Consider the following 26,997-nt stretch of genomic DNA (forward strand, 5'->3'; position numbering starts at 1 on the left):
AGAAAGTACTCAAAATTTGTAGTCTCCATAATTTATATGTAACTTTACTACAAATAATTGTACTTCATGTCAATCTGCAAAAACTAATGTTAGATTTTGAAAAACATCATTTTACTTTTCGTAATCAGTTGTTTAGTTTTATTCGATTTGACAAGTACATACTAACATGCTTTGTACTTTTTTAACAAGAAGCAATATTTATTATTGATGTGCAATTTTTACGATGACTCTCAAACCCTTGATTTTGCTATATTTCTAAAGAATCATTCGTAATTTTTTATTACTTGTATGCGCTTTCATTTTTTCCCAAACTAAAAATTTGCTCATATCGCTTGCAAATAATGCACCACTTTGTTATAATTTTTAAACAAAGTTTTGTTTGCTTTTACTAATTGTTAGAAGGAATATTAAATGAAAATTAACTTTAAGAAAAATAATACAAATAAAAATAGAAGATTCTTGATACGATTTGTAACCTCTTACAGCATATTGCTGATATTTGTTCTTATTATGGGCATGTTTTTGTATCAATACGGAATAGCGGATGCAACTAATAACCTTCATAAACAGAACAAAGCTGTTTTAGATAATTCTGTATCAGATATGGATACTTCCTTATTGCTATTATCTACTCTATCTACTCAGATAGCGAATGATTCCAATATAAGGAAAGTACTTCGTTATGATTCTAGATCCATGGAGTTCTATCTTGATGCAAAAGATGCTATGAGTTTCTTAACCGACTTTATACCACTAGAAATCACACTACCTTTAGACGAATTTTACATTTATCTTCCCAAAACCGACTATTTAATGTCGTCTAGTATGTTAACGGATACCAGGTATTATTACCAGCATTATAAAGCATACGACATATCCTACTATGACTCATGGAAGGAAACGTTGTCTTCTTATAATAATTCTTATCAATTTTTGCCGAATTCAGTCTATGGTAAAAATGGTTACTCTTCCTATCTCTATAAAGCACCGGTACAAACAGCTTTATTAACAAATAAGCCCTTAGGTATCGTATGTTTTGAGATTAATCGAAATCGTTTAAATAATATCTTTTCAAATTTAGATTTTTTCAAAAGCGGTTTTTTATATGTAACTGATACTAATAATAAGGAAGTATTTCGTATCACAGCAGATCAAAGTCCAGAACTAACAGATGATTTACTTAACACCATAGTCACTTCCATGGTAGAAGATCAAGAACAGGAGTATAGGGAAATTAATTTAGGTAAAGAATCTATTGTCATCACAACTTCTGTCTCCAACTTTAATCAATGGAGATATTATTTAATTCAACCTGCTGATCTTGTCTTCCATGATTTAGGATCCTACCAGAATACGTATGTCTTCATTATTATATTAACATTACTATTCTGTTTAATTATGATTTTCATCTTATCGAAAAGAAATATTAAACCTATTATTGAAATAGATACCGAATTACAAGATTCACTAAAGGAAAAAGGAAACCTAAAGCAGGAATTAGAAGAACAAAAACCAATCATTTACAACTCTTATATGGCTAGAATAATAAAAGGCCTTATCTCAAATCAAGAAGAGTATAATAGGATTTCTAAATTCTTAGGTTTAAATGTTAACGAAAATCAATATTGTGTGCTTTATGCCTGTATCTACCAGGATCAACTAGAGTTTTATCTGGAGGAACCATCAAGTAATTCTGATGCTGAACTGAAACAAAAAAATTATAAAGAGTTAATTCGAAAGTTTTTCTATGAGTACTTTGGTGATGATGTTTTAATCTATGAAGCTGAGGTTAATTCATTTGCTATCATGATTCCATCCCCAATGGACGAACCAATCGCGGAAAGCATAGCCAATATCGAGAGTTCTTTTTTAGAGCTTCATGATAATTTGATGGAAGAACACTCCATTTGGATCTATGGTGGACTTGGTAAGTGTTATTCTTACATTCCTTATTTTTGGAAGTCTTACCAACAAGCAATTCAAGCTGCCTCTTTTGTTCGTGAAGGAAATGTATTTCAAAGTTATTATCAGATTAAGCCGGATAAAGCATCTTATTATTATCCTTTTGAGATGGCTCAACAACTATCAAACTTTATTGTCTCTGGTAACACAAAACAAGTTCAGGAGCTCTTTAATTTGATTCGGTGGGAAAACTTCGAATGCAGATCGCTACCAATATCTGTTGTGAAGTGGCTGTTTTCTGATATAAGAAATACCTTGTTAAAGGTTCGATTTCAGATTAGTATTACAGAAACGAACCACGAAGTTATAGAATCCATCGACATAGCTTTTCAGGAAAATAAAACGATATCTATTTTAGAAGATATTGCATTACGCTTATGTAGCTTATTTGAACCAAAAGCAGATGGAAATAAGCTAATTAATACAATCAAAGCATATATTAAGGAAAATTATAAGGATTCTTCCTTAAGTCTAAAGAAGATTTCCGATGAATTTGATATATCTGAAAGCTACTTCTCTTATTTATTTAAGGCAGAAACCAAACAAAACTTTTCAGAATATTTGGAATTAATTCGTATGACACAAGCGATGCACTTATTAAAGACAACAGATATCAATGTCAGCGATTTATATTTAGAAACTGGTTATAACAATGCCAACTCCTTCCGTAGAGCATTTAAAAAGGTTCATGGAGTTGCTCCAAAGACCATTCGTGACACAATGACAAACCATAATATCTAGTAGAATTATATTATTATTGTATTTTTAATTAAGAGAATTAAGCCAATATTTGATTTCATTCTCTTTCACAAATTTATAACAAAGGAGAATTCATATGATACACACAATATTTTGGGCTGGTGACTCCACAGTAAAGCAAAATGACTTTACGAGTTTCCCTCAGACAGGAATTGGTCAAGGACTTCCTCTCTACCTAAAAAGAGAGGTTCAAATTAGAAACTTTGCTCAAAATGGTAGAAGCACCAAAAGCTTTATTACAGAAGGTCGTCTGCAAGCAATCGAGAAATTAATTAAAGAAGATGATTTTTTATTGATACAATTTGGACATAATGATGAGAAGCCTGATGAAGAACGTCATACCGAGCCATTCACTACTTTTAAAGAGAACCTAAAACAATATATCAAAGTGGCAATCGATCATAAGGCTCATCCAGTCCTTATTACTCCACTCTACCGACGACTCTTTAAGGAGGATGGAAGTTTGGTTGAAGATACACATCTTAATTACCCCGATGCAATGATAGAACTTGGAAAAGAGCTAACGATACCTGTCATCGACTTGTGCGCAATAAGCAAGGAATTAATTCAAAAAACGGGCGATGAGAAATCGAAAAAGTGGTTTATGCACTTAGAACCTATGGAGTATCCAAATTATCCAGAAGGAAAAATGGATAATACTCATCTTAGATACGATGGTGCCGTAACTTTTGCCGGTATCATCGCAGAGGAATTAAGAAAACTTGGAGGTAGATATGCTGATCTTTTACTCCCAACGGATGGAGAGAAAGAAGATGCTTCGTTATTGGTTGACTAACTCATATCCTATCAATACACGAGAATCTTATGCCATTATATAAATTGATAAGAAATTATAAGATATTAATACAATTGAATCTCAATAATTTCTTATCAATTTAAAGAAGCTTTTTGCCATTCCTTCTTACTAGATATAATATCTGATAAGTGAATGACAAAAAGCTTTTTTACTTGTACCAATCGCTTAAACTTTAAAACTTTAAGAACTTCATACTCATTTTATTTCTCGTGATTATTCTTGTATCAAGTTATCAATGTTACTTAACAAGAATTTCTCACCTTCACAACCCTCTACTCTTACATTCTTTAGTTCTAATGTTTTTAAATTGTTTGCGTATAAGCCGAGTAAACTAGTTTCATCTGCACCATCCATCATCGCTGGAACTGCTTTTATAGCATTTTCGGCAAAGGATATCGAAACATTTTCAAAGGTTACTTTCTCTATTTTTTGCTCAGGTAAGCCATACATATAGGATGCTGCTGCATGACAGTTTGTACAATCTAAATTACGGAAGGTTAGTTCACCGATGAAAGGCGTTCTGTCATCTACTGCATAAGGATTTTTACTTTGTACATATTCAGAATGACCATCTGGATCACAAAAATAAAAACAATTAATAACAACTGGAGTCATTACATGATCCATGCGAATGTTTTCAAATAAAACACCATCTATAATTGCATCTTTACCACGACCACGTCTTGTTTTGATACGAAGTCCTCTATCGGTATCGATAAAGAGACATTCACGAACTGTCAGATTCTTAACCCCTCCAGCCATCTCACTTCCTATTGTGATGGAACCATGTCCATCTCGCATACAGCACTGACGGATTTCTAAATTTTCAGAAGGACGCTTATGCTTCGCTCCCATATAAATCTTACCCGATTTAATCGCAATACAATCATCCCCTAAAGAGAAGTATACTCCGACAATTAAGACATTCTTACAAGACTCTGGATCAAGTCCATCGGTATTTGGAGAATCCTTTGGATTAAGTATGGTAAGGTCAACAAACGAAAGATCATCTGAAAAGTATGGATGGATATTCCAGCATGGACTATTCTTTACCGTTATCCCTTGTACTGTTACGTTATTACAATGATTTAAGAAGATTAATCTTGGTCTCCAAGCAATATTTCTTACTTTTGGATTATTCCACCAATTGGTAGCATCGGCACAACCATCTATAGTACCTTCACCAGTAATTTCAACGTTAGAGACATTGATACCAGTAATAATACCAGCAAAGGAGTCGAGTGGATTCCCCTCCCAGCTTCCTAAATTATACTCATCTGTCTCATCGAAACTTTCAATTCTACCTGGAAGAATTGGGAATTTGGAACGATCTGTAAACGCTGATAACACTGCACCCTTTGCTAATTCAAGGCGTAAGTCACTTTTTAAAAAGAGCGTAGAAATCTTATAACACCCTTCTGGGATTAACACCCGTCCATCCTTCGGACAAGAATTAATAGCACATTGTATCATTGTGGTGTCATCATGAACACCATCGCCTTTAGCACCAAACTCTTTTACATTGAGCGTAACAAACTCATATTCTGTTTTTATAACTACTACTTCGGAAGTTTCAGTATCATTTTTTACGTAAATGCTATACTCTGTATTTGGTTTTAGATTATGAATTGACTGAACAACTTTCGTGCTCTTTGTATATAATGTATTATTGATATAGATTTCATACTCTTTATCGGTATAATAAAATCCTTGTCCTATTAATTCTATCACTGCTTTTCTCGCAGTTTTTAATATCACGTTAAACTTCATATTAACCTCAATTCTGGCTTGGTTGCTCTTATGTTTCAACCTCAACCTATAAAAAGTGAGTCAATCTTCTAACTCATCTTATTTCCTGCTTATCTTAACTTGTAATGGGGAATAAAAATATATCCTCTAATCTAGAAATTGCTTGGAAGATAGGAATATGCCATCATAAAGATGCCCATCATTTTTATCTTATCTAAATATGCTTGTCCTGATTTTGCTTCCATCTGTTTTTGATGAGAAACATACTGCTCCATTGCTGCATGAAAAAGGTAAGCTCCTGTAGATTCATACTTTTCTGCAAGCAAAATCTTATAATGGCATGATTTTAATACTGCATAGGAGGTGAATATTGTATTCTCTACCGATTCACTGCCGTCAGCTACACCATCATTAAGGAATAACTTATTCTCCCTTGCATGTCCTAAAATATCTTTGATTGTAGCTTTCGTTAGATTTAATAAGGTAAGATAATGTTCATAAATCTCTTCTGACATACCAGAAAAACAATCTACGTAAAGGACAGCTTTTTTACAATCATTCGGGAACTGATTAATGGTATGAAATTGCTCCATAATCTCGAGGTAGTGTTCCTTCTTATTATATATAGTATCATAAAGTGTGTAAAAAGGTTGAACCATGTAAATATCTTTTATGTTTTTAACTTCCTTTGCAAACATTGGATTTTTCCCCTGATATTTTGAGGAAAATGTACTACCTAGCTCCTTTAATGCTTTCTCATAAAAAGTTTCTTTTGTTTGGTTCCATAGGAAGTATAGAAGTATTCCAAGATGGTAATTCTCTAGCATCTCATCATTTTTAAATTCTTCTATTAGAGTTCCCTCTTCTGTAATACGTTGTTTTGCATAAGTTTTCAAAAGCTCGAGATAGCACTCTTCCTTTGTCTTTTGATACAAGCCCATACATCCTTGTAAGAATAGACTTACTTCGTAGCCCTTAAGACTTCCCTTATCACTTTGAAACTCTGCTAAATAATCCTGAAAGAATTGATCCAAATTCATATATGTTACCGGTGCCTTTCCCTTTTGTAACTAAGAATGGGACCTTCTAATCCCTAGTTACTATGAAGATTAATCATGTATCTTATTTTATACTTTCCATTCGGACATGTGTCTCATTCTAATACTTTCGATTTGATCCTGTAAACTTTTCTAAAAAACGCCTGCGATCATAGACAACTGCCTAAAACCGCAGGCGTTACAAACTATATTACATTCGTCTTATCTTAATTCTTTTAACTCACATGCATCCATATCATCAAAGTCTTGATTTTCACCAACCATACCCCAGATAAACGTATAGGCTTTTGTTCCACATCCTGAATGGATGGACCAGCTTGGAGAAATAACTGCTTGTTCGTTTCTCATAATGATATGTCTTGTTTCTGTTGGCTCACCCATGTAATGGAATACCATATCATTTTCTTGCATGTCAAAATACAAATAAACTTCCATTCTACGATCATGAGTGTGGCAAGGCATTGTATTCCATACACTACCTGGCTTTAACTGTGTCATACCCATGACAAGCTGACAACTCTCTACCTGACCTGGAAGAATGTACTTACAGATTACACGGTGATTGGAGCCTTCTAAGGATCCAAGTTCCACATTAACACAATTTTCTGGTTTAATTAATACGGTTGGATAAGAGGTATGAGCTGGCGCACTGTTGATATAGAATTTGGCAGGATTTGTAGCATCCACACTTGCAAAAGAAATATCTTTTGCTCCCATACCAATGTACATACCATCTTTATACTCTAACTCATAAACGGTACCATCAATTGTAATAGTTCCTTTTCCACCGATATTAATAATTCCCATTTCTCTTCTTTGAAGGAAATATTCTGCACGTAATTCATCCCCAGCAGTTAATTTTAATACCTGGTTCACTGGTACAGCGGAGCCTGTAATAATACGGTCAATATGACTGTAAACAAGTTTAATTTCATTTACCTTGAATAAATCATCAATTAAAAACTCTTCACGAAGACGATCTGTTGTATAATGTTTCACATCCTTTGGGGATGCTGCTGTTCTAAGTTCCATGTTTACCTTCTTTCTGCGCTGCTTTTCTAAAATTCGATAAACAAGAAAAAGCACGCTTTTAGAACTTTTCCTTGTCATGAAAAATCGCTACCACACGCATGTTAAGCTACAGCGCTCGCTTCAACTTGCAGTTCACTCTCCATTTTAAAAACAAACCAGTATGTAATAGATTTGCCACAGAGTGATTGGTCATATGTTTCTATAGTATCTTTGGAATATAACTACTTCTTTTATATATTTAAAAGTAAAAAAAGTAATTATTTCACCTGTTTCCGAATATCACATATGGGTATTGTTCTTATTGACACAATACCCATAGCTATTACATTATTTTTGCATTTCTATTATCTTTGTACACGACCTGAACCGTCTCCGCCTACTAAAGCATCAACTTCGGAACGAGTTACAAGGTTGAAATCTCCAGGAATTGTATGCTTTAATGCAGAAGCTGCTACACCATATTCAAGAGCAGACTTAAAGTCCTTACCATCAACAAATCCACAGATTACACCAGCTGCGAAAGAGTCACCACCACCAACACGGTCAACAATAGGTGTTACTCTATACTTTCTAGAATGATAGAACTCACCAGTCTCACCATTGTAGATACAAGCAGACCAACCATTATCAGATGCAGAGTAGCTTTCTCTTAAGGAAGAAACTACATATTTGAAGTTGAATTTAGCAACCATTTGCTTGAAGATATCTTCGTAACCAGCTAACTCTAAGTCACCACTTGTTACATCTGTGTTACCTGGCTTAAAGCCAAGAACCTTTTCTGCATCTTCTTCGTTACCAATACATACATCAACGTACTGCATTAAGTTTGTCATAACCTTCTGAGCTTTCTCAGAGGACCATAACTTTTTACGGAAATTTAAGTCAACAGAAACAGTGATTCCCTTAGCTTTTGCTGCCTTAAGAGCTGCCTCAGTTACCTCAGCTGCCTTATCAGAAACTGCTGGTGTAATACCAGTAAAGTGGAACCAATCAGCACCTTCAAAGATTTTATCAAAATCGAAATCAGAAACTGAAGCTTCTGCAATTGCAGAGTGAGCACGGTCATAAACTACCTTAGATGGTCTCATAGCAGCACCAGTCTCAAGGAAGTAGATACCAAGTCTATCACCACCGTGTGCTACATTCTTTGTATCAACACCCATCTTATTTAAAGCTGCTACTGCACAATCACCGATTTCGTTCTTTGGAACTCTAGTCACGAAAGAAGCATCATGTCCGTAATTTGCTAAAGATACTGCTACGTTTGCTTCTCCACCACCGTAGCAAACATCAAAGCTGTCTGCCTGAATAAATTTTTCAAATCCTGGTGTGGATAATCTTAACATAATTTCGCCCATTGTTACTACTTTTGCCATTGTCTTATATCTCCTTTATCTTCCATAGTTTTCTCTATTTTGCGCAGGCTTTGCGCATTGCTAACTTACCTTTTATATTGTAACCTGTACTTAAAGTAAGTGCAACCCTTCTAGAATAGTTTGTTCGCATTTTTTACATCTATCCTAGATTTCTCAAACAATTAACCACATTGGTAATTGTAAATTGAGCGTTAAAGACTATATAATTTTACCACATCTTTGGCAATAAAACCATGTGTAAAAATCTGCTATTTTCTAAAGTGTTACACCTGTTTTGAAAATAGCCATATCATGAAATCCTGCTTCTTCAGACTTCACTTTGTTACCAGAAGCAATTGCAAGAACATACTGGAATAGCTCTTCACCTAAGACGTCAAGTGTTTTACCTTCCACTAAGGTGCCGCAGTTAAAATCAATCCAGTTATTTTTCTTCATCGCTAACGGTGTATTGGTAGATATCTTCATCGTTGGTACCGGACAAGCAAATGGTGTTCCTCTACCAGTTGTAAAAAGTACCATATGTGCACCAGATGCTGCTAGAGCAGTAGCTGCAACTAAATCATTACCAGGAGCACTTAATAAATTTAATCCTTTTGTCTTAACAATTTCACCATATTTTAAGACATCCTTAATTGGAGCAGAACCAGACTTTTGAGTACATCCTAATGACTTATCTTCTAAAGTAGAGATACCACCTTTTTTGTTTCCAGGACTAGGATTTTCATAAATTGTTTGATTATGACTCTTGAAGTAGTTTTTGAAGTCATTTACCATTTCCACAGTTTTCTCAAATAACTCTTCATTTTCACAACGAGCCATAAGTAGTGTTTCTGCACCAAACATCTCAGGAACTTCGGTCAATAATGTTGTTCCGCCTTGAGCTACTAAAATATCAGAGAAAACACCTACCGTTGGATTTGCAGTAATACCAGACATACCATCGGAACCACCGCACTTCATACCAATCACTAATTCATCTGCACTAATTGGCTCACGCTCATACTTTGCTGCATAAGATATTAACTGACTAATAAGCCCTTCTGCAACTTCCATTTCGTCCTCAACATCTTGACATTGTAGGAATTTAACTCTGTCCTCATCGTATTCCCCAATGTATTTCTTTAGTTCAGCGATACTCGAGTTCTCACAACCAAGACCAAGTACTAATACTCCTGCTGCATTTGGATGATTGATAAGGTCCGCTAAGATAATTCTTGTATTTTCCTGATCATCTCCCATCTGAGAGCATCCATATGGATGTGGAAATGCAATAATATCTTCTACGCTACCAGTAAGTTTATCTTTAAACTGTTTTTCCATTGCTTCTGCAATTTTGTTTACACAGCCTACGGTTGGTATAATCCAAATCTCATTACGAATACCAACTTTACCGTTGTCTCTTCGGTATCCCATAAAAGTAGCTTTTTCGCGAGGTTCTAATTGGGTAACATCAGGTTCATAATTATAGGTTAATAATTCACCTAAATTAGTCTTAATATTCTGAGTATGAACCCATGAACCTGTTTCTACTTCTTTTGTTAAATGTCCTATTGGGAAACCATATTTAATAACATTCTCGCCTTCCTTTAAGTTAGTTAAAGTGAATTTATGTCCACGAGGAATGTCTTCGGTTAAAGTAACTGCTGCCCCATCAACCTCTAAGGTCATGCCCTTAGTTAAGTCATTAAGGGCAACTGCTACATTATCTTTACTATTTATTTTTACGAACTCTTGCATAAAAATCCTCCTTCTGCCGTCATTTGAAAAATGTCTCTAAGTTTCAAATGAATGCTTTTCGATTATAGATTTTCCATCGCCTTTCTCATACCGTTAGCACGAATATCATCTACATAAGAAGCTACAGCATCTACAAGACCTTCAATCTTAGTTAAGTCTTCTCCAAAGAATTTTTCATTGCTAAGGTAAGCCTCTGTAAATTCCTTAGAAGATTTTCCGCTATTTGCAGCAAAGAATTCTAGCGCGAATGCATCGTCTAAAATCTTATACTCTTCTTCTCCTCTATGTCCGATTAAAGCATTGTCTTTCATCTCTGATCCTGTATAGAAACTCATTAATGCTGCAAGGGAGAAGCATAAATGCTTAGGAAGTGTATTAAACTTCTCTACGTATCCCTTTAAGCTTGGCATACAACGTGATTTCCATTTGGATACAGAATTTAAGGAAATAGATAATAATGCATGTTTAATGAAAGGATTTTCAAAACGCTCGATTACTGCATTTGCGAATTCCTCACACTCAGCCTTTGGTAAGGAAAGAGTTGGAATGATCTCATCAAACACTGTGCTCATCATAAATTTGCGAACTGTTTCATCTTCCATAGATTCTTTCACAAAATCATTTCCAGCAAGGAATGAAGCAAGTACGAAAGAAGTATGAGCACCATTTAAGATACGAACCTTTCTTTCTCTGTATGGCTTCTGGTTATCCGTAAAGATAACAGGAAGACCAGCTTTATCAAGTGGTAACTCCTTAGAAATATCTTTATCACTTTCAATTACCCAAAGAGCAAATAATTCACCTGTACAAATTAAGTTATCTTTATAACCAAACTCATTGCACATTTCTTCAGCTTCTTCTCTTGGGTAACCAGTTACAATACGATCAACAAGGGTAGAGCAGAAAATACAAGCATTTTCAACCCAAGCTACGAACTCATCTGAGAGATTCCAAAGCTTTGCAAACTGAAGTACGCATTTCTTTAACTCAGGACCATTGTTTTCAATTAACTCACATGGAATTACGATAAGACCTTTGCTCTCGTCACCATTATAATAAGTAAATCTATCGAACATAAACTTAGTAAGTTTACCTGGGTATGTCTTAGGTGGGCATGCATTAAACTCGTCTGTCTCATCATATACAATACCAGCTTCTGTTGTGTTAGAAACAATGAAACGTAAGGTATCGCATTTTGCAAATGCCTCATATTTATCAAATTCATTGATGGTATCTACTGCATCGGAAATACATGTGATAATACGATTGGAGACTTTAGTCTGACCTTCTTCCTTACCACGAAGAGATAATGTATACTGACATTCCTGTTCGTGGAACATAGCAAGGTTACCGAAAGCGATTGGCTTTACGACAACTACACTACCGTCAAATACCTCCTTCTCATTTGCAACATCGATCATGTAATCCACAAATCCACGAAGGAAGTTACCTTCACCAAACTGAAGAACCTTAACCGGTCTTTCTTTTGCTTTTGAAATTGATTTGTTAAGAATGTTCATTGCTGATTCTCCTTTATTATCATTTTTATATGCTTATCGTAAGCTATCTTTCTACTTCCGATAAAAGGCGATATTTCTTTAGGCTTACATTTCTTACATAGTATTTTCTTTATTTTTTTTATCATTCATGAAAATTTTCGTTCATTAATGTAAGCGTTTACATCTCCAATTCTACCCGTATTTACATCGTATGTCAATGCTTTTTCATCGTTTTTTTTTATCTATATAAAATGACTAAAAATAAACGAAAAACTTTTAACAATTTGCTCTTGTCAGTATTTTAGGGGTATAGTATAATAAGAGTTGAATTTTGACAAGTTATATGTTCAAACTGTAAGCGCTTACAAATCATTCTATAAAAGCGCTTACATAACTTCTCTAATAAAAGCGCTTACATTGCCTCGAAATAATCTACCAGAACTTGACAAGAAATATTCTGGCTTATTATATTGGTAGTCATGTTGAAGCATGGGGAATTATATAAGGGAAGGATAAAAAACTAAAGGAGGAGTCAAATCGCAAATGAATATCTATGATGTTTCACAAAAAGCTGGCGTCTCCATTGCCACGGTTTCCCGTGTTATTAATGGAAATCCCAATGTAAGTGAGAAAACAAAGCAAAAAGTACTTGATGTTATGAAAGAGATTGGTTATACTCCGAATGTTTTTGCCCGAGGCCTTGGTTTAAATACGATGAAGACAATCGGTATCATGTGTTCCGATTCCTCTGATACGTTTCTCGCTAATGCAGTTTATCATTTAGAACAAAACCTACGGAAAAATGGTTACGATTCATTCCTATGTTGTACCGGTTATGAACTACATACAAAGCAGAAATACTTAAAACTCCTACTTTCGAAACGTGTAGACGCAATTGTCATGGTAGGTTCTAGCTTTCTTGAAGCAAATAAGAAGGACAATGCTTATATCATGGAAGCAGCTGACGAAGTACCTATTATGTTAATTAATGGATATCTAAGTCATCCAAGAATTTTTTGTACTTTGTGTGATGATCATCAAGCCGTTTATGATGCAGTTAGTAAGCTTATTACTCAGGGAAGAAAAAGAATTCTGTATTTGTATAATTCAAAATCATATAGCGGTTTACAAAAATTAAGTGGTTATAAAGCTGCTATAGCTGCTCATGAATTACCGCTCGATGAGAATTTAATGCAGATGTGTCCTAACAATTTAGCTGACACTAAGAATTTATTGAGTTCTTTAGCAAAACAAGGTTTACACTACGATGCTGCCGTAACCGCTGAAGATTTACTAGCAATTGGGACTATAAAGTTCATTAAAGATTCCGGCAGTATGATACCTGAGGATGTAAGCATTATTGGTTATAACAATTCCCTATTAACCACCTGCTGTGATCCTGAATTAACTTCCATTGATAATCACGTTGAAACTCTTTGCATTAGCACAATCTCAACCTTAATGCGTGTATTGAATGGAAATGATGTACCAAATAAAACGACGATATCAAACGATTTGATCGTACGAAAAACTACCAATTTTTAAAATAATTAGTTACTTGCATCGATCAATGGTTTTTTTATCATAATAACAACAGACACAAGGAGGACTACTATGAAACCATTTATGGACAAGGATTTCTTATTATCAACAGAAACCGCCAAAATTTTATATCATGATTACGCTGCAAAAATGCCAATCATCGATTATCACTGTCACATTAATCCAGAGGAAATTGCAAAAGACCGCAGCTTTGATACCATTACACAGGTTTGGCTAGGTGGCGATCACTACAAGTGGCGCCAAATGAGATCCAACGGTATCGATGAAAAATATATCACAGGGGATGCTAGTGATATTGAAAAATTCGAAAAATGGGCCGAGACTCTTCAAAAAGCAATTGGTAACCCACTTTATCATTGGAGTCATCTCGAGTTACAGAGATACTTTGATTACTTCGGTACCTTAGGTGCTAAGAATGCAGAAGAAGTTTTTAAACTTTGTAACGAAAAGTTAAGCCAGCCAGAGATGAGCGTTCGCGGATTAATCAAGCAATCCAACGTGGAAACTATTTGTACTACAGACGATCCAATCGATTCTCTTGAATGGCATAAAGCAATTGCAGAAGATTCTTCTTTTGATGTTAAAGTATTACCTGCATGGAGACCAGATAAGGCTATGAACTTAGAGAAGCCAGAATATCTTGATTACTTAGCTAAGTTAGAATCCGTTAGTGGTGTTAAAATTGCAAGTTTTGCTGATTTAAAAGAAGCATTAAAGATTCGTCTTGAGTTCTTTCATTCCATGGGATGTAAGGTATCTGATCATGCTCTTAACTATGTAATGTACAAACCAGCAACAGAAGAAGAAATCGAAGCAATCTTTGCAAAAAGATTAGCTGGTGGTTCTATCTCCGATATGGAAGAATTACAGTTTAAGACTGCATTCATGGTATTCGTAGGCAAGGAATATAACCGTCTTGGTTGGGTTATGCAGTTACATTATGGCACAAAGCGTGATAATAACGTATTCCGTTATAATCAGTTGGGTGCAGATACCGGTTTTGACTGTATCAACACCGAAGGTTCCTCTGCGGAATTAGCAAACTTCTTAAATGCGTTAAATTCCTCTGATGAATTACCAAAGACAATCATTTACTCCTTAAATCCTACCGATAACGCTGCTATTGGTACTGTACTTGGTTGTTTCCAAGACGCTACTGCAGTTGGTAAGATTCAACAAGGTTCTGCATGGTGGTTTAATGATCACAAGGTTGGTATGACTGAGCAAATGACTTCTTTAGCTAACTTAGGTCTACTTGCTAACTTTGTTGGTATGTTAACTGACTCCAGAAGCTTCTTATCCTATACTCGTCATGAGTACTTTAGAAGAATCCTCTGTGACTTAATCGGAACCTGGGTAGAGAATGGTGAGTATCCAAACGATATCGAGTTCCTTGGACAGATGGTTCAGGATATCTCCTACAATAATACGAAGAGATACTTTGGTTTCTAATCAATCTAATAGAAAGCTAGAGTAATTCCCTATATAAAAAGACATCTGCTTTCCGTTTCGAATGGAATCAGATGTCTTTTCTATGTTTCTTACTCCCTCATAGAGATCTCTAAAGGCCCTATGTCTTAAAAATATTACATAGCCTCCACTCCATACACCTCTAATTGAGTTAAGGCAGGGAATGGGGATGGATCGTCCGACTTTATTAAATTGCTAAGCTCTACCCATCTGATTACCTTTTTATCAAAATAAAAAACGTGTGGATTGTCACCTTTTTCTAAATCCCATACAATTTGGCTATTATCAGAAAATGTCACCGTAACTTGACTCCACCAATTGTCATGTGGAAAATCTGCTCTTGTATACATAACAATTTTATCTGCAAGTACATCCCTTCCAAAATCCACTTTTATCTTAGCATTATCATCACGGTTGATTCCCCATGACTCATAAGGCCATGCTCCGTGAGATGTGTTGACACGATTTCCGTTAATCGCATTTTTTGCTGCAAATACAGATTCTCCTCTCGTTTCCACATTGGCATCTGCATGAGGATGACAAGCGGATTCTTTGTAGTTAATATCATACTTATTAAGGCATAAATTTTTGTACTGTTCAATTTCCTCTGTGGTTGCATATCTCAGAAAAAGAACATGGCATTTACCATAAAAACACTTTGGTGAATGACTGATTTTCTTTTCGCCAAATGGCACTTCATATGTAAAAGTATTGTCTGTTAAATAAACGAAGTTTTCTCTAATAGCATCATCCAATTGAATCACATAAAAACCATTAGGCTTGTCTACCGTAATCCTAATGGCATCACCTTCCGCATATTCGTTATTATAGACCAAATGAACTTCCTTTTCCTTTTCTTTTTCTTCACTTTGTTTAATAACTTCACCATTTATTATTTCAATTTTCAGCATATTGTCTCCCTTTAACTAATGATATCTATATTATATACTCAATGTAAAATTCTTCAAGTCTAGTTTTCATCAGATATCTTTCGACACTCCATTTCATGTATCCTTGAATTCAAAAGTACACATCTACTTTGATTTAAAAACTTCTGCTTTGAATTCTAAAATCTTCTGCTTTGAATTCTAAAAAAACTTCTTGTAATTAAGATATGAATATAGTACAATGAGTAGTTGAAAAAACATTGGAGGTGCTTATGAAACATATTATCAGTCCATTAGATTTATCACTTTCGGAGTTATCGGATGTTCTTAATTTAGCTGAAAAAATCATCGCCAATCCGAAACAATATTCCGAATGTTGCCGTGGAAAAAAACTTGCTACTCTCTTCTACGAACCAAGTACAAGAACAAGACTAAGCTTTGAAGCTGCGATGCTTAATCTTGGAGGTAGTATCTTAGGATTTTCTTCTGCTGATTCCTCCTCCGCTGCGAAAGGTGAAAGTGTTGCTGATACAATTCGTGTTGTTTCTAGTTATGCTGATATCTGTGCGATGCGTCATCCAAAAGAGGGTGCTCCGTTAGTCGCTTCTACCTATTCTTCTATTCCGGTAATCAATGCCGGTGACGGTGGTCATAATCATCCGACCCAAACTCTCACTGATTTATTAACCATTAAAAATTTAAAAGGCCGTTTAAATAACTTAACCATTGGTTTTTGTGGTGACTTAAAATTCGGTCGTACAGTACATTCCTTAATTAATGCAATGGTTCGATATGAGGGAATTAAATTCGTGTTGATTTCACCAGATGAATTGAAGATTCCTACTTATTTAAGAGAAGAAGTTCTAGATCGTGGAAATATTCCATATGAAGAAGTAAAAAATCTCGAAGCAGTTATGCCAGATCTTGATATTCTCTACATGACAAGAGTGCAAAAAGAACGTTTCTTCAATGAAGAAGATTACATCCGCTTAAAAGATAGCTTTATCTTAGATGCCAAGAAGATGGCAGGCGCCAAAGATGACATGCTTGTACTTCATCCACTTCCACGTGTCAATGAAATTGCTACCGAGGTCGATAATGATCCTCGCGCGGTATATTTTAAACAAGCTGAATTTGGTGTTTATGCACGTATGGCATTAATCATGTCCTTACTTAATGTAATACCACTAGAATAGCATTGTGCTACCCATATTAAAATTAAATAAGTTAACATATCATTAAATTTCATATCGGAAGGGAGAACCTATGTTAAACATTGGTGGGCTAACTCAAGGAGTTGTAATAGATCATATCCAAGCTGGATGCGCCATGAAGATTTATGAATACCTGCATCTTGAAAAATTAGATTGTAGCGTTGCTATTATAAAAAATGCAAAAAGTAATAAAATGGGTAAAAAAGATATTATAAAAATCGAAGGTCCTCTTGTGGTTGATCTTGATAGGTTGGGTGTCTTAGATCCAACTCTTACTGTAAATATTATAGAAGATGGAGTAATTATCGAGAAACGTCATTTACATCTTCCGGAAATAGTAACCGGAATTATACGTTGTAAAAATCCAAGATGCATTACCTCAATTGAACAAGAGCTTCCTCATCGTTTCAAATTAACAGACCCAAACAAAGGTGTATATCGCTGCATCTATTGTGAACAAGCTTTTAGAAATTGATAAATGACTAAACTGATAAGTATTAATTAATATTAATAAAAGCAACATAATCCTCCTGTAAGCCACTTGCTTAATGGAGGATTATGTTTATGTTATATCGCTAAAATTCTTTCTCTATCTATTCCTACTCAACTCATAAAGGATTCATTGAACTCACTATAATGCCTAAAAAAGTCCGGTAATAACACCCTCTTCGTTTACATCAATTCGCTCCGCTGCCGGAACCTTTGGTAATCCTGGCATTGTCATGACAGTCCCTGTAATTGCAACAACAAAACCAGCCCCTGCAGAAACATAAACTTCTCGTATATTCACCGTAAAGTTGGTTGGTCTTCCGAGTTTGTTCGGATCATCAGATAAGCTGTATTGATTTTTCGCCATACAAACTGGTAGATTTCCAAATCCCAATTCAGTTAAGCGATCTATTTCTTTTGAGGCAGCTTGATCAAAGGTTACTCCGTCTGCTCCATAGATCTCTTTTGCGATAGTCGCCATCTTATCCTTTAAAGACATCTCATCTGGATATAAGGCATGATAGTTACTCTCTTTGGTTTCAATGGTCTTAATTACTTTATTTGCTAAGTCAATTCCACCTTCACCACCTTTTTCCCAAACTTCGGATAAAGAAAATTCACAACCTCTCTCCTCACAAAACTGTTTCACATACGATAATTCATTTGCGGTATCTGTAGAGAATTTATTTAAAGTAACTACGACTGGCACACCATATTTTTGAATGTTTTCGATATGTTTTTCAAGATTTACAATACCTTTTTGTAAAGCTTCTAAATTCTCAGCAGATAAATCAGTCTTAGCTACACCACCATTATATTTAAGTGCTCGAACAGTAGCCACTAACACGACTGCTGCCGGTTTTAATTTAGCAATACGACATTTGATATCTAAGAATTTTTCTGCTCCTAAATCTGCTCCAAAACCTGCTTCAGTGATCACATAATCGGCTAACTTAAGCGCTGTCTTTGTTGCTCTAACCGAGTTACATCCATGTGCGATATTAGCAAATGGTCCACCATGTATGATGGCAGGTGTATTCTCAGTAGTCTGTATTAAATTCGGCCTAATAGCATCTTTTAATAAAGCAGCCATAGAACCTACTGCATTCAAATCTTTTGCAGTCACCGGCTTACCCTCATAAGTATATGCAACGATTATCCTACTTAATCTTTCCTTTAAATCATGCATATCACTTGCCAGGCAGAGAATTGCCATGATTTCTGAAGCAACGGTTATAATAAAATGGTCCTCTCTAACCACACCATCTGCTTTTCTACCGAGTCCAACAACAATATTACGAAGTACGCGGTCATTCATATCCACGCAGCGCTTCCATACAATTTGATTCGTATCAATGCTTAAGGCATTTCCCTGCTGAATATGATTGTCAAGCATTGCTGCCAGTAGATTATTTGCTGATGTGATAGCATGAAAATCTCCAGTAAAATGAAGATTTAAATCCTCCATTGGTACAACTTGAGCATAACCACCACCAGCAGCACCACCCTTAATCCCAAAACATGGACCTAGGGATGGCTCTCTTAGCGCAATTACAGCATTCTTTTTCAGTCTTCCAAACGCTTGACCAAGCCCTACCGTTGTTGTTGTCTTTCCTTCTCCGGCAGGTGTTGGATTAATTGCCGTAACAAGGATCAGCTTTCCATCCTCTCGGTCCTTAATTTCATTCCAGAGCTCATCCGTGAACTTCGCTTTATACTTACCATAATAATCCATATCATCTTCAGTGATACCGAGTGACTTGGCAACCTCACGAATGTGTATCATTTTTGCTTCCTGAGCAATTTCTATATCAGACTTCATGTCTAGCTCCTCCTACCTTCTATATTCCTTAGCTTTCATTATAACAAATTATTTTCAGAAAAAAAGGGATTTCATTATTATTTATTTGTATCTGACTTATAATAGGGACTAATATTCCGTTTTTTATTATTCCAAAAGCTGTTACTTATCTATCAAAAGTAACTATAGTAATTATGTTTATTATTTCATATGTATTCTTTATTTTTAAATGTCAAAAACTGTGTTAACCCTTCTTTGTTTCCATAGACCGGCTTAACACAGTTTCTTTTTTCCTTTGCAGCTTAAAGTTTCGCATGCTATTAACTTTTTTACCTTCATTTCTGTCGTAACTTAATATTTTACAGCATCAACCCGATTATTATGCCAGTAATAATGTGCTGACTCTGGTATCTTACTCTTCTTCTCTTTGGTATCAGACGAAAGCTTGCCGGTGTGCGCGCAATTTTCGCCATCATTATTGGAACATATCTATTATATCATATTATGAACTAATTTCATTGCATAATTGTTGGTAATGCTTCCATGGTATACTTAGCTCAAACTTCCGATAAAGATAGAGTTTCTCTCAGTTTTTTTCCCTCGATATAAGGCCATATCAGCAGAATGAATAAAATCAGAATAAGTCTGCTCGTTCATGGGAATGGAAGAACAAATTCCTTGACTTACAGTCACGTAACGCATTTCAACCTCTTTTGCTTGTGAGAATTTTAAATCTAGAGTTCCTTCTCTGATTGCATCGCTCATATGATAAAGTTCCTCTTCTTTTAAACCACTTGTAATAACGAAAAATTCGTCACCACCAAATCGTGCGCAAAATTGTTCTTTACTTTCTCTTTGTACCACCTCTGCAATTTCTTTGATACAACGGTCTCCCTCAAGATGCCCAAAATAATCATTGAAATGTTTGAAGAAATCAATATCTACAACGATGATACCGAATTCTGTTTTCTTTCTTTTATTCTCTTCAAACAGCTGCTCGCAATACTCATTCAAAAGATACCGATTTGCCAGACCTGTAAGCGCATCATGCTCAGACAATAACTTAAGCCTATGTATTTCTTTCTCATTTTTTAATTGCTTTTCAACTTCCTTTTCCAACGATATTTTCGATTTTATATTCAAGATGCGTGATTCGTTGATTTTAAGTTCACGCTGTTTCATTAGGTGATAGAAGTTATGATATACTTCATTTAATTCCTCTTTTTTTGTAATACGATAATAAGGTATAATTACTTGATAATAGTGAAGCATTAACGAGATTGATTTAACAATGACTTGTGTCGGTTTCACTATCTCAAGCATCCTCTCAACACGAGCATAGTCCGCTCTAGTAATTAATTTTTCAAGCAAATCCAGATACTCTTCATAAAGTAAACCGAAAATCTGAGTATTCCTAGCACCTTGCATCACATCATCGATATCTCGATTAAACTGTTCAAACTCTCCTAATTGATAACCTAGTTTTGATTGGATGATAGTTAATAATTCTTTTATCAATGGTAACTCATTTTGTTCCATACCTAACAATTGATCTCGCAACTGGATTGCTTTCATCACTTCACCCATGGCACAATAAGTAAAACACCGTTTTGATAGATAATGGATTTCGAAGATTTGCTGCTCGATATTTCGTTGATTCCGTCCACGCATCGCAAATTCTTCTAATAAATTTTTTTCCGCAATCTCATAGCAAGCTATAGCTTCTTGATAGTCTTTTAAAATAGAATGCAAATCTGCTATATTCACATAAATAGAAGAACGTAAAAGATAGTTATGACTACCCTCAAGATATTCTAAGGCAAGTAAAAAGTATTCCAGCGCTTTCACTTCATTATTTTGTTTCACCAAGATTGCTCCAATGATGTTATTCGCTTGTGCTAAACTGTTCTTATATCCATTTATCTCGCATAGATTGATTAACTCCAAACAATAGTCAAGACTATCTTCTAAGTTACTTACATAAAAAGAATGTTCTGCTAATGACTGAAGCGCTAATGCTCTCTTTCTGGGACTTTTTTCTAAGGTAGCGAGAGATAGTAACTCTAGTGCTGTCAATCTCCATAACGTAATGTCAGTATACTGTACATTTTTTAAATCGATATAACGCTGCTCTAACTTACTTGAACACTGTTCCTGTTCCATAATCCTTCGCCTTTCATTATGTAATCTCACCAAGAAAGATGGAGTTTTTCGTTAATTTTTTCCCCTTGTATAAGGCCATATCAGCGCAATGAATGAAATCTGATACTGTCTGCCCCATCTTTGGTACTGCATTCACTAGCCCTTGGCTGATCGTAAGGCATTGGTAAGGAATTTCCTGGGCTTGACTTATCGCTTTTGATATTAAAACTTCCTTAAGTCGATTTGCTATTTCCAATACTCTTGCCGTATCTGCATTAAGAAATACTATAAAGAATTCATCTCCTCCAAATCTAGCCAAAAAATAATCAGGAGCTACCTCTCTCATAGTATCCGCAATCTCCACTAAGCACTGATCACCAAAAAGATGCCCAAATGTATCATTATATTGTTTAAAGTAATCGACATCCAAAACGTCAATACCAATGGTGTAACCCTTCTCTCTTGCTTTCTTAAAGTTTTTCTCCAAATATTCATTCAGACAATAACGATTTGCAAGCTTAGTTAATGCATCATGCTCAGATCGCTCTTTTAAATAATGCAAGTTACTCATCATAGAAGTATTATAATAAACGGTATCATCAAAACGCTTTCTATTTTTAAGATTCGCATGTTTTGCCTGGCGAAAGACCTCCTCCATCCTTTCACTTAATTTAAGGAACTCTTCAAAATCCTCCTCCATGTTTTCAGAGGGATGAAAAATAAGTCCAAAACGTATCTTTGCATCAAAATACTTAAGCCGATATTCCTCTGACATAGCTTTTGTACTCATCTTACCAATTGCTACAACATACTGATAAGCTTCTTCCTTAAGATTTGTATCCATTAATACCTGTACCATTTCAATGCAGGCATCAAAATAATCTACATAAAATTCCATCTCTTGTACGGTGTTGATAAAAAGATCAAGTGTTTCCTTGGCATCCTCATAAAATCCTTTTGCAAATAACAACCTACAATAAAAATAATAATATGGTAATCTTTGTTCATTCGTATACATAGATAAATAATTCTTTATATTCTCTAATATGTCCTCTGCTTTTTTTAACTCATCAAGGCTTAAATAGCAAGTTCCCAGATGACATTCCAACAAAAATAAATCATAAGAAAGCACTTGTTTTTCTTCCTTTACAGACCGTAGCCGATAACTTAACTTTTCTTTCTTATAATATTCAAGCGCATCTTCATAATCACCAAATATCTGATATGCATGAGCAATAGAACGATAAAGAATTCTTAATCTTTTTCCTTCTCTCTTTAACTTCGCTAACTTAATACCTTTTAGGAAATAACTAAATGATTGCTGTTCGTTTCCTAATCTCGAATATAGAATTCCAAAAAGAGTGTTGTAATCTATTTTAAGGGTATACTTTTCTCCTCGTTTTACGTAAGCCTCGCCACGTAACAAAAATTCTAAACTCTGCTTAAACTTTCCCTGCTGATAGTTAATCCTTGCAAGGATATACATCGCACAAGCAATCCCATTTTTGTTATGTTTTTGAATCGAGTTCTCTATTAATTGATAGCATAGCTTTTTCTTATACTCAATCTCATTTAGTCGAGTATGTTCTATTTTATCAATTAACTTTGTTATATCTGCATAGCCCATACTCAACCTCCATTTCAGATGTTTGTTAGAAGTTTTTTGCAAAATAAGATACAAACTCTTTGTAGCTAATATGTAATAGGACAATTTTTACATTTAAATTATAAAAGAAATACCATATAGGTCATTTGATTATTTCTCCTTTGCCGCTATATGGTATCAGAACTGCTTCTATTGAAACATCGATAATATTTTATCATAGTTATATAAATTTTCAAAGTATTTTTTGGTAGAATATGCTATATTTTCACTGATTTTGTGGCAAAATATGAACTGTTATAACTTTAATTCATGTTTTATATAGCTTAAATACTCTTTTACCAAGTTTACATTCGTACATTGATATAACATACGAGCTCCAACCACATCCTCAATTTCGTTAAAGACTAGTTCTCCTTCCTCAGTCACTAGAAAATCAACTCCTACCAAATCAAATGGGTATGCGTTAACTATTCTTTGGACCATCTCATGCTCTTTTAGCGTTAACTGGTACTCGCAGACCGTACCTCCCAAAGAAAAATTAGATTTAAACCCTTGATTCGCTGTTCTAAGAATGCACCCTAGAATCTTTTTTCCAAGGACGTAGACACGTAAGTCTTGTTTTCTCCCCTTGATATATGGCTGTATGACAAAATCATTTGCTTTCAGGCTTAAAATCTGCGTTAACACAGCTTGATCATCTTCGGTTGTAATTAGAAAAACTTCACTTCCACCATGGCCATCCACTGATTTTACGATACATGGTTTTGTTTCTATGGCTAACTTCTTTAATAAATTTTCTTTCTTTACAAACTCTGTTGATATCACTTTTATATTAAGTTTTAATATTTCACGATAGGTCCTTGCTTTATCATTACATAGGTATGCAATCGATGCTGGATTAAAAACTCTTGTTCCTAAAGCTTCTAAGTGCTCACTTAACAATGGCCATATAGTGCGCACAATAGCTGCTTTCGGCGGTTCTAGTATTTTCTTATGTTCAGAAATAATAAGATTTCCTTCTTTCACACCAATTTCTAAATTTTCAACAAGTTTTAACTGGATATCGAGCCCCATCGCCTTCCCTAGCTCTTGATGTTCCTTGATATACCATTCATTTTTCTTAGCATCTGCTTCCTGATAGATCATCCAAATTGTCATCTTTTGTTCCCCTTCTCCATAAGAATATAGTCTATTATCTGCTTTGCAGTATCTACCCCTGTACAGTCAAAAATGTTTTTAAAATGAGCATTGGAGTTTACTTCGCAAACGATTGGTTCCTCATTTTCACCAAATAATAAATCAACTCCTGCAAAGGTTAATCCTAATATCTTCGTACATTCAATAGCAAGATTGATTTGCCTATCCGTTGGCTGATAAGCTCTCATCTTACCACCATTTGAAATATTTGCTCGAAAATCAACTTCAGAATAACGATACATTGCAGCTACTACCTGGTCTCCAACTACTTGTAACCGAATATCTCTACCTTCACTACTTTTGATAAATTCTTGAAACAGCATTGGCTTTGTGCCTATTTGTTTCACTTTTCCTAGCAAATCTTCCTCATCTTTTGCAAGATAAACTTGAGCACCAAAAGAACCAAAACATTCCTTTATTACCAACGGATAGTGAAGTTCCTTCCCGACCCCCTTTAAAAAATCATAATCAGTATATCCTATATTTTCATAGGTCATCGGTGCTAATATTGTCTTTGGCATCGGTATCCCATACTGCCCTAGGGTAAGATGTGTCATTGATTTATCATCACAGAGTGCAATAGACTGTGAAGAATTGTAAACAGGTATTCCAAGGGATTCGAGGTAAGTAGCTAGCCTTACATCCTTATCCCAAAAAAGAACAAACTCAGGAAGTGTTTCATGATATTGTTTAAATGCATCCACTCCTCCTCTTCCTAAGATAGCGAGACACTCTGCATTTGTCCTAAGTTCCATCTCTATGTTTGCAGCTTTTGCTGCTTGAAACAACCAGTTAGTCAGTTCACTAAATTTATTATTCATAAGAAATTGATTGGCAATTAACCATGCTTTCATAATATCCTCCATTCCTTCTTAATACCACATTTAAGTACTTTAGAAGTCTTTCTCACACTTTTCTATATTACTATAATGTTATTCACTATTTACTAATATAAAAAGGGTATTCATTTAAGTTATAACATATTATATTAAGAAAGCAATATTATTCTTTGCAGTTTTCATTTTATGATCAAACCCTACTGTGGATAAGGGAACCCATAGAAACTTATATTGATTATGAAAAAAGTTGAATTGTAATAAAGATTTCATAATATCTTAAACCACTATTTTGATATCGTGGTATACTCTTAAGTAAGAATAACCCTATAGGTTTAACTGTGAGAATATAATGATAAATCATAGTGATCATTTATGAAATGGAGACAGCAGTATGAAAAAGAAGAGATATATATACGGTATAATTTTGGGTTTAGCTTTAACATGTATCACAGCATGTTCAACTAAGAAGGAAGATACAACTATAAGCCAACCGAAAGACCAAGATTCTAACATCAATGAGGATCAAACAGATACATTGAGTATTATGGATGAGTTTCATGCTCTTATCTCTGATGGAACTAGTATAAAAGAAATTGCTGCTTATATACATAAGAATATTGCTGTTGCGACTGGGGAAGAAGTTTCAGAAATGATTCTCAAATTAGAAGAGTTACACACCAACCGAAGAGAAAAAGAAGAGGAGAAATATTTAGCTGAAGCAGTACAAAAAGGATTCGATGCTATAGATAGAACAGGAATTGATATCAATCAAGTAGATTCTATAAAAGACGAAGCGATTAAGAAATTAGTTATAGAATCAAAAGAAAATGGCTATAAAATAGAGACAGTGGAAGGGTATTATTTTCCGATAATCGATTATTCTTTTTACCAACAATTTAGTTCTTATGCAACGCCTGAAATAAAAGATTATATCAACATTATGGAAGTAGAATCTGATTACGCATTTGCGAAAGCTGAGATTTTAATGATTGGTTGGGATGAAGTAGTTAACCGTATTATTTTAATGGAAAAGTTTCTAAATCAATATCCGGAATCTGATAAAGCAGACTACATGAAACTGAAATATGACAATTACGTATTTATCTCATTATACGGCTTAAATATTCCCCCATTATTTGATAATAAAATGAGTGAAGATGCGAAGAAAGCATATGCAACCTCATTAACTCAAAGTAAGGATAGTAAATTCCTGAAATTATTAGATGAATTTATGACACTAGTTGAAAAAAATGATTATGAGCTAACTGAGGAAGTGGATCGTTTTAGAAAAGCAAATACAAACAGTATCCTTTATGAAGATAATGAAACATCAAAAGATCCAAATCGATACCAAGTAGCTGGTATTGATGATGCGGATGAATTTGATGAAACCTATGAACTTCTTAGAGCTGCTTTATCAGATAATGATAAGGATACCTTTGCAGATCATATTGCTTATCCTATCAATGTTATTATCAATGGTAAAAAAACGGAGATAAAAAATAAAGAGGTGTTCCTGAAAAACTTTGATGAAATCATGAATGAAGATATGAAACATATTTTCTTAAATCAAAAGCTAGAAGACTTCTTTGTAAACTATCAAGGTATCATGGTCGGTAATGGCCAATTTTGGCTCAATCAATTAGTCGGAACAAAGTATAAATTTAGTATTTATGCGATTAATAATTAGTATTATTTATTCACTTCGATGCTTCCTTTCAAGAAAAAGGAACATCTATTTATCTGATAAGAATGATAAAAAAACATTGCAATATACATGGATGGAGTTTAGTACATATA

At 34.7% G+C, this 26,997-nt stretch carries 20 protein-coding genes; 8 read left to right on the top strand and 12 right to left on the bottom strand.

Annotation, left to right across the window (positions count from 1 at the left end; translation table 11 throughout):
- Nucleotides 1-411: 411 nt before the first annotated feature.
- Nucleotides 412-2,703: a helix-turn-helix domain-containing protein gene (locus tag CC92_RS0104700; RefSeq protein WP_029504169.1), complete on the top strand. Its 2,292-nt coding sequence runs from the start codon at nucleotides 412-414 to the stop codon at nucleotides 2,701-2,703.
- A 94-nt stretch (nucleotides 2,704-2,797) separates the two neighbouring features.
- Complete coding sequence (locus tag CC92_RS0104705) at nucleotides 2,798-3,517, top strand: rhamnogalacturonan acetylesterase (RefSeq protein WP_029504168.1); 720 nt, start codon at nucleotides 2,798-2,800, stop codon at nucleotides 3,515-3,517.
- 234 nt (nucleotides 3,518-3,751) lie between these two features.
- Here CC92_RS0104705 and CC92_RS0104710 read toward each other — a convergent pair whose 3' ends face one another.
- The 6 genes from CC92_RS0104710 to CC92_RS0104735 all read right to left on the bottom strand — a co-directional run bounded on the left by CC92_RS0104710 (nucleotide 3,752) and on the right by CC92_RS0104735 (nucleotide 12,010).
- Nucleotides 3,752-5,308 (bottom strand): glycoside hydrolase family 28 protein, encoded by a 1,557-nt coding sequence (locus tag CC92_RS0104710; RefSeq protein WP_029504166.1) that lies wholly within the window; start codon nucleotides 5,306-5,308, stop codon nucleotides 3,752-3,754.
- 131 nt (nucleotides 5,309-5,439) lie between these two features.
- The gene (locus CC92_RS0104715; RefSeq protein ID WP_029504165.1) at nucleotides 5,440-6,327 is read right to left on the bottom strand and encodes a glycoside hydrolase family 88 protein; all 888 of its coding nucleotides are present in this window, start codon (nucleotides 6,325-6,327) and stop codon (nucleotides 5,440-5,442) included.
- Nucleotides 6,328-6,546: 219 nt separating this feature from the next.
- Nucleotides 6,547-7,377, bottom strand: coding sequence for a 5-dehydro-4-deoxy-D-glucuronate isomerase (gene kduI, locus CC92_RS0104720; RefSeq protein ID WP_029504163.1), 831 nt, complete (start codon nucleotides 7,375-7,377; stop codon nucleotides 6,547-6,549).
- Nucleotides 7,378-7,721: 344 nt separating this feature from the next.
- Entirely contained in the window at nucleotides 7,722-8,753 is a 1,032-nt protein-coding gene (locus CC92_RS0104725; RefSeq protein WP_029504162.1) for a sugar kinase, read from the bottom strand.
- Between the two features lie 255 nt (nucleotides 8,754-9,008).
- Nucleotides 9,009-10,490 carry a UxaA family hydrolase gene (locus CC92_RS0104730; protein WP_029504160.1) on the bottom strand — a complete coding sequence of 494 codons (1,482 nt, stop codon included), beginning with the start codon at nucleotides 10,488-10,490 and terminating at the stop codon, nucleotides 9,009-9,011.
- Between the two features lie 62 nt (nucleotides 10,491-10,552).
- The gene (locus tag CC92_RS0104735; RefSeq protein WP_029504159.1) at nucleotides 10,553-12,010 is read right to left on the bottom strand and encodes a tagaturonate reductase; all 1,458 of its coding nucleotides are present in this window, start codon (nucleotides 12,008-12,010) and stop codon (nucleotides 10,553-10,555) included.
- On the opposite strand from CC92_RS0104735, the gene CC92_RS23595 reads away from it, so the two are divergent.
- The 3 genes from CC92_RS23595 (at nucleotide 12,003) to uxaC (ending at nucleotide 15,004) form a co-directional block, all read left to right on the top strand.
- Entirely contained in the window at nucleotides 12,003-12,074 is a 72-nt protein-coding gene (locus tag CC92_RS23595; RefSeq protein WP_420323181.1) for a hypothetical protein, read from the top strand. The genes CC92_RS0104735 and CC92_RS23595 overlap by 8 nt on opposite strands.
- A gap of 458 nt (nucleotides 12,075-12,532) precedes the next feature.
- Nucleotides 12,533-13,534 (top strand): LacI family DNA-binding transcriptional regulator, encoded by a 1,002-nt coding sequence (locus tag CC92_RS0104740; RefSeq protein ID WP_029504158.1) that lies wholly within the window; start codon nucleotides 12,533-12,535, stop codon nucleotides 13,532-13,534.
- Between the two features lie 69 nt (nucleotides 13,535-13,603).
- Nucleotides 13,604-15,004: a glucuronate isomerase gene (gene uxaC / locus CC92_RS0104745; protein WP_029504157.1), complete on the top strand. Its 1,401-nt coding sequence runs from the start codon at nucleotides 13,604-13,606 to the stop codon at nucleotides 15,002-15,004.
- A gap of 134 nt (nucleotides 15,005-15,138) precedes the next feature.
- Here uxaC and CC92_RS0104750 read toward each other — a convergent pair whose 3' ends face one another.
- Nucleotides 15,139-15,933 (bottom strand): hypothetical protein, encoded by a 795-nt coding sequence (locus tag CC92_RS0104750; protein WP_031420186.1) that lies wholly within the window; start codon nucleotides 15,931-15,933, stop codon nucleotides 15,139-15,141.
- A 248-nt stretch (nucleotides 15,934-16,181) separates the two neighbouring features.
- Between CC92_RS0104750 and pyrB the strand changes: the two genes are divergently transcribed.
- Complete coding sequence (pyrB, locus tag CC92_RS0104755) at nucleotides 16,182-17,105, top strand: aspartate carbamoyltransferase (RefSeq protein ID WP_029504155.1); 924 nt, start codon at nucleotides 16,182-16,184, stop codon at nucleotides 17,103-17,105.
- 70 nt (nucleotides 17,106-17,175) lie between these two features.
- The gene (locus tag CC92_RS0104760; RefSeq protein ID WP_029504154.1) at nucleotides 17,176-17,598 is read left to right on the top strand and encodes an aspartate carbamoyltransferase regulatory subunit; all 423 of its coding nucleotides are present in this window, start codon (nucleotides 17,176-17,178) and stop codon (nucleotides 17,596-17,598) included.
- A 165-nt stretch (nucleotides 17,599-17,763) separates the two neighbouring features.
- Here the strand turns inward: CC92_RS0104760 and CC92_RS0104765 are convergent, their stop codons facing one another.
- From CC92_RS0104765 to CC92_RS0104785, 5 genes are all read right to left on the bottom strand, one after another.
- Nucleotides 17,764-19,434 carry a formate--tetrahydrofolate ligase gene (locus tag CC92_RS0104765; RefSeq protein WP_029504153.1) on the bottom strand — a complete coding sequence of 557 codons (1,671 nt, stop codon included), beginning with the start codon at nucleotides 19,432-19,434 and terminating at the stop codon, nucleotides 17,764-17,766.
- 531 nt (nucleotides 19,435-19,965) lie between these two features.
- A complete protein-coding gene (locus tag CC92_RS21430) occupies nucleotides 19,966-21,576 on the bottom strand; it encodes a tetratricopeptide repeat-containing diguanylate cyclase (protein WP_029505435.1) in 1,611 nt (536 codons plus the stop codon).
- 16 nt (nucleotides 21,577-21,592) lie between these two features.
- Nucleotides 21,593-23,182 (bottom strand): tetratricopeptide repeat-containing diguanylate cyclase, encoded by a 1,590-nt coding sequence (locus tag CC92_RS21435; RefSeq protein ID WP_029504149.1) that lies wholly within the window; start codon nucleotides 23,180-23,182, stop codon nucleotides 21,593-21,595.
- Between the two features lie 273 nt (nucleotides 23,183-23,455).
- The gene (locus CC92_RS0104780; RefSeq protein WP_029504148.1) at nucleotides 23,456-24,319 is read right to left on the bottom strand and encodes an ATP-grasp domain-containing protein; all 864 of its coding nucleotides are present in this window, start codon (nucleotides 24,317-24,319) and stop codon (nucleotides 23,456-23,458) included.
- Nucleotides 24,316-25,212 (bottom strand): ATP-grasp domain-containing protein, encoded by an 897-nt coding sequence (locus CC92_RS0104785; RefSeq protein WP_029504147.1) that lies wholly within the window; start codon nucleotides 25,210-25,212, stop codon nucleotides 24,316-24,318. Before CC92_RS0104785 ends, CC92_RS0104780 begins: the two co-directional genes overlap by 4 nt.
- Before the next feature lie 376 nt (nucleotides 25,213-25,588).
- Here CC92_RS0104785 and CC92_RS0104790 point away from each other — a divergent pair, with 376 nt between their 5' ends.
- On the top strand, nucleotides 25,589-26,887 hold the full coding sequence (locus CC92_RS0104790) for a hypothetical protein (protein ID WP_029504146.1): 1,299 nt from the start codon (nucleotides 25,589-25,591) through the stop codon (nucleotides 26,885-26,887).
- The last annotated feature ends 110 nt before the right edge of the window (nucleotides 26,888-26,997 follow it).

This window comes from Lachnoclostridium phytofermentans (assembly GCF_000733755.1).
GTDB lineage: Bacteria > Bacillota > Clostridia > Lachnospirales > Lachnospiraceae > Lachnoclostridium > Lachnoclostridium phytofermentans_A.

Coding starts and splice junctions, on each gene's coding strand:
- CC92_RS0104700 (WP_029504169.1), top strand. CDS start 412: ATGAAAATTAACTTTAAGAAAAATAATACAAATAAAAATAGAAGATTC.
- CC92_RS0104705 (WP_029504168.1), top strand. CDS start 2,798: ATGATACACACAATATTTTGGGCTGGTGACTCCACAGTAAAGCAAAAT.
- CC92_RS0104710 (WP_029504166.1), bottom strand. CDS start 5,308: ATGAAGTTTAACGTGATATTAAAAACTGCGAGAAAAGCAGTGATAGAA.
- CC92_RS0104715 (WP_029504165.1), bottom strand. CDS start 6,327: ATGAATTTGGATCAATTCTTTCAGGATTATTTAGCAGAGTTTCAAAGT.
- kduI (WP_029504163.1), bottom strand. CDS start 7,377: ATGGAACTTAGAACAGCAGCATCCCCAAAGGATGTGAAACATTATACA.
- CC92_RS0104725 (WP_029504162.1), bottom strand. CDS start 8,753: ATGGCAAAAGTAGTAACAATGGGCGAAATTATGTTAAGATTATCCACA.
- CC92_RS0104730 (WP_029504160.1), bottom strand. CDS start 10,490: ATGCAAGAGTTCGTAAAAATAAATAGTAAAGATAATGTAGCAGTTGCC.
- CC92_RS0104735 (WP_029504159.1), bottom strand. CDS start 12,010: ATGAACATTCTTAACAAATCAATTTCAAAAGCAAAAGAAAGACCGGTT.
- CC92_RS0104740 (WP_029504158.1), top strand. CDS start 12,533: ATGAATATCTATGATGTTTCACAAAAAGCTGGCGTCTCCATTGCCACG.
- uxaC (WP_029504157.1), top strand. CDS start 13,604: ATGAAACCATTTATGGACAAGGATTTCTTATTATCAACAGAAACCGCC.
- CC92_RS0104750 (WP_031420186.1), bottom strand. CDS start 15,933: ATGCTGAAAATTGAAATAATAAATGGTGAAGTTATTAAACAAAGTGAA.
- pyrB (WP_029504155.1), top strand. CDS start 16,182: ATGAAACATATTATCAGTCCATTAGATTTATCACTTTCGGAGTTATCG.
- CC92_RS0104760 (WP_029504154.1), top strand. CDS start 17,176: ATGTTAAACATTGGTGGGCTAACTCAAGGAGTTGTAATAGATCATATC.
- CC92_RS0104765 (WP_029504153.1), bottom strand. CDS start 19,434: ATGAAGTCTGATATAGAAATTGCTCAGGAAGCAAAAATGATACACATT.
- CC92_RS21430 (WP_029505435.1), bottom strand. CDS start 21,576: ATGGAACAGGAACAGTGTTCAAGTAAGTTAGAGCAGCGTTATATCGAT.
- CC92_RS21435 (WP_029504149.1), bottom strand. CDS start 23,182: ATGGGCTATGCAGATATAACAAAGTTAATTGATAAAATAGAACATACT.
- CC92_RS0104780 (WP_029504148.1), bottom strand. CDS start 24,319: ATGACAATTTGGATGATCTATCAGGAAGCAGATGCTAAGAAAAATGAA.
- CC92_RS0104785 (WP_029504147.1), bottom strand. CDS start 25,212: ATGAAAGCATGGTTAATTGCCAATCAATTTCTTATGAATAATAAATTT.
- CC92_RS0104790 (WP_029504146.1), top strand. CDS start 25,589: ATGAAAAAGAAGAGATATATATACGGTATAATTTTGGGTTTAGCTTTA.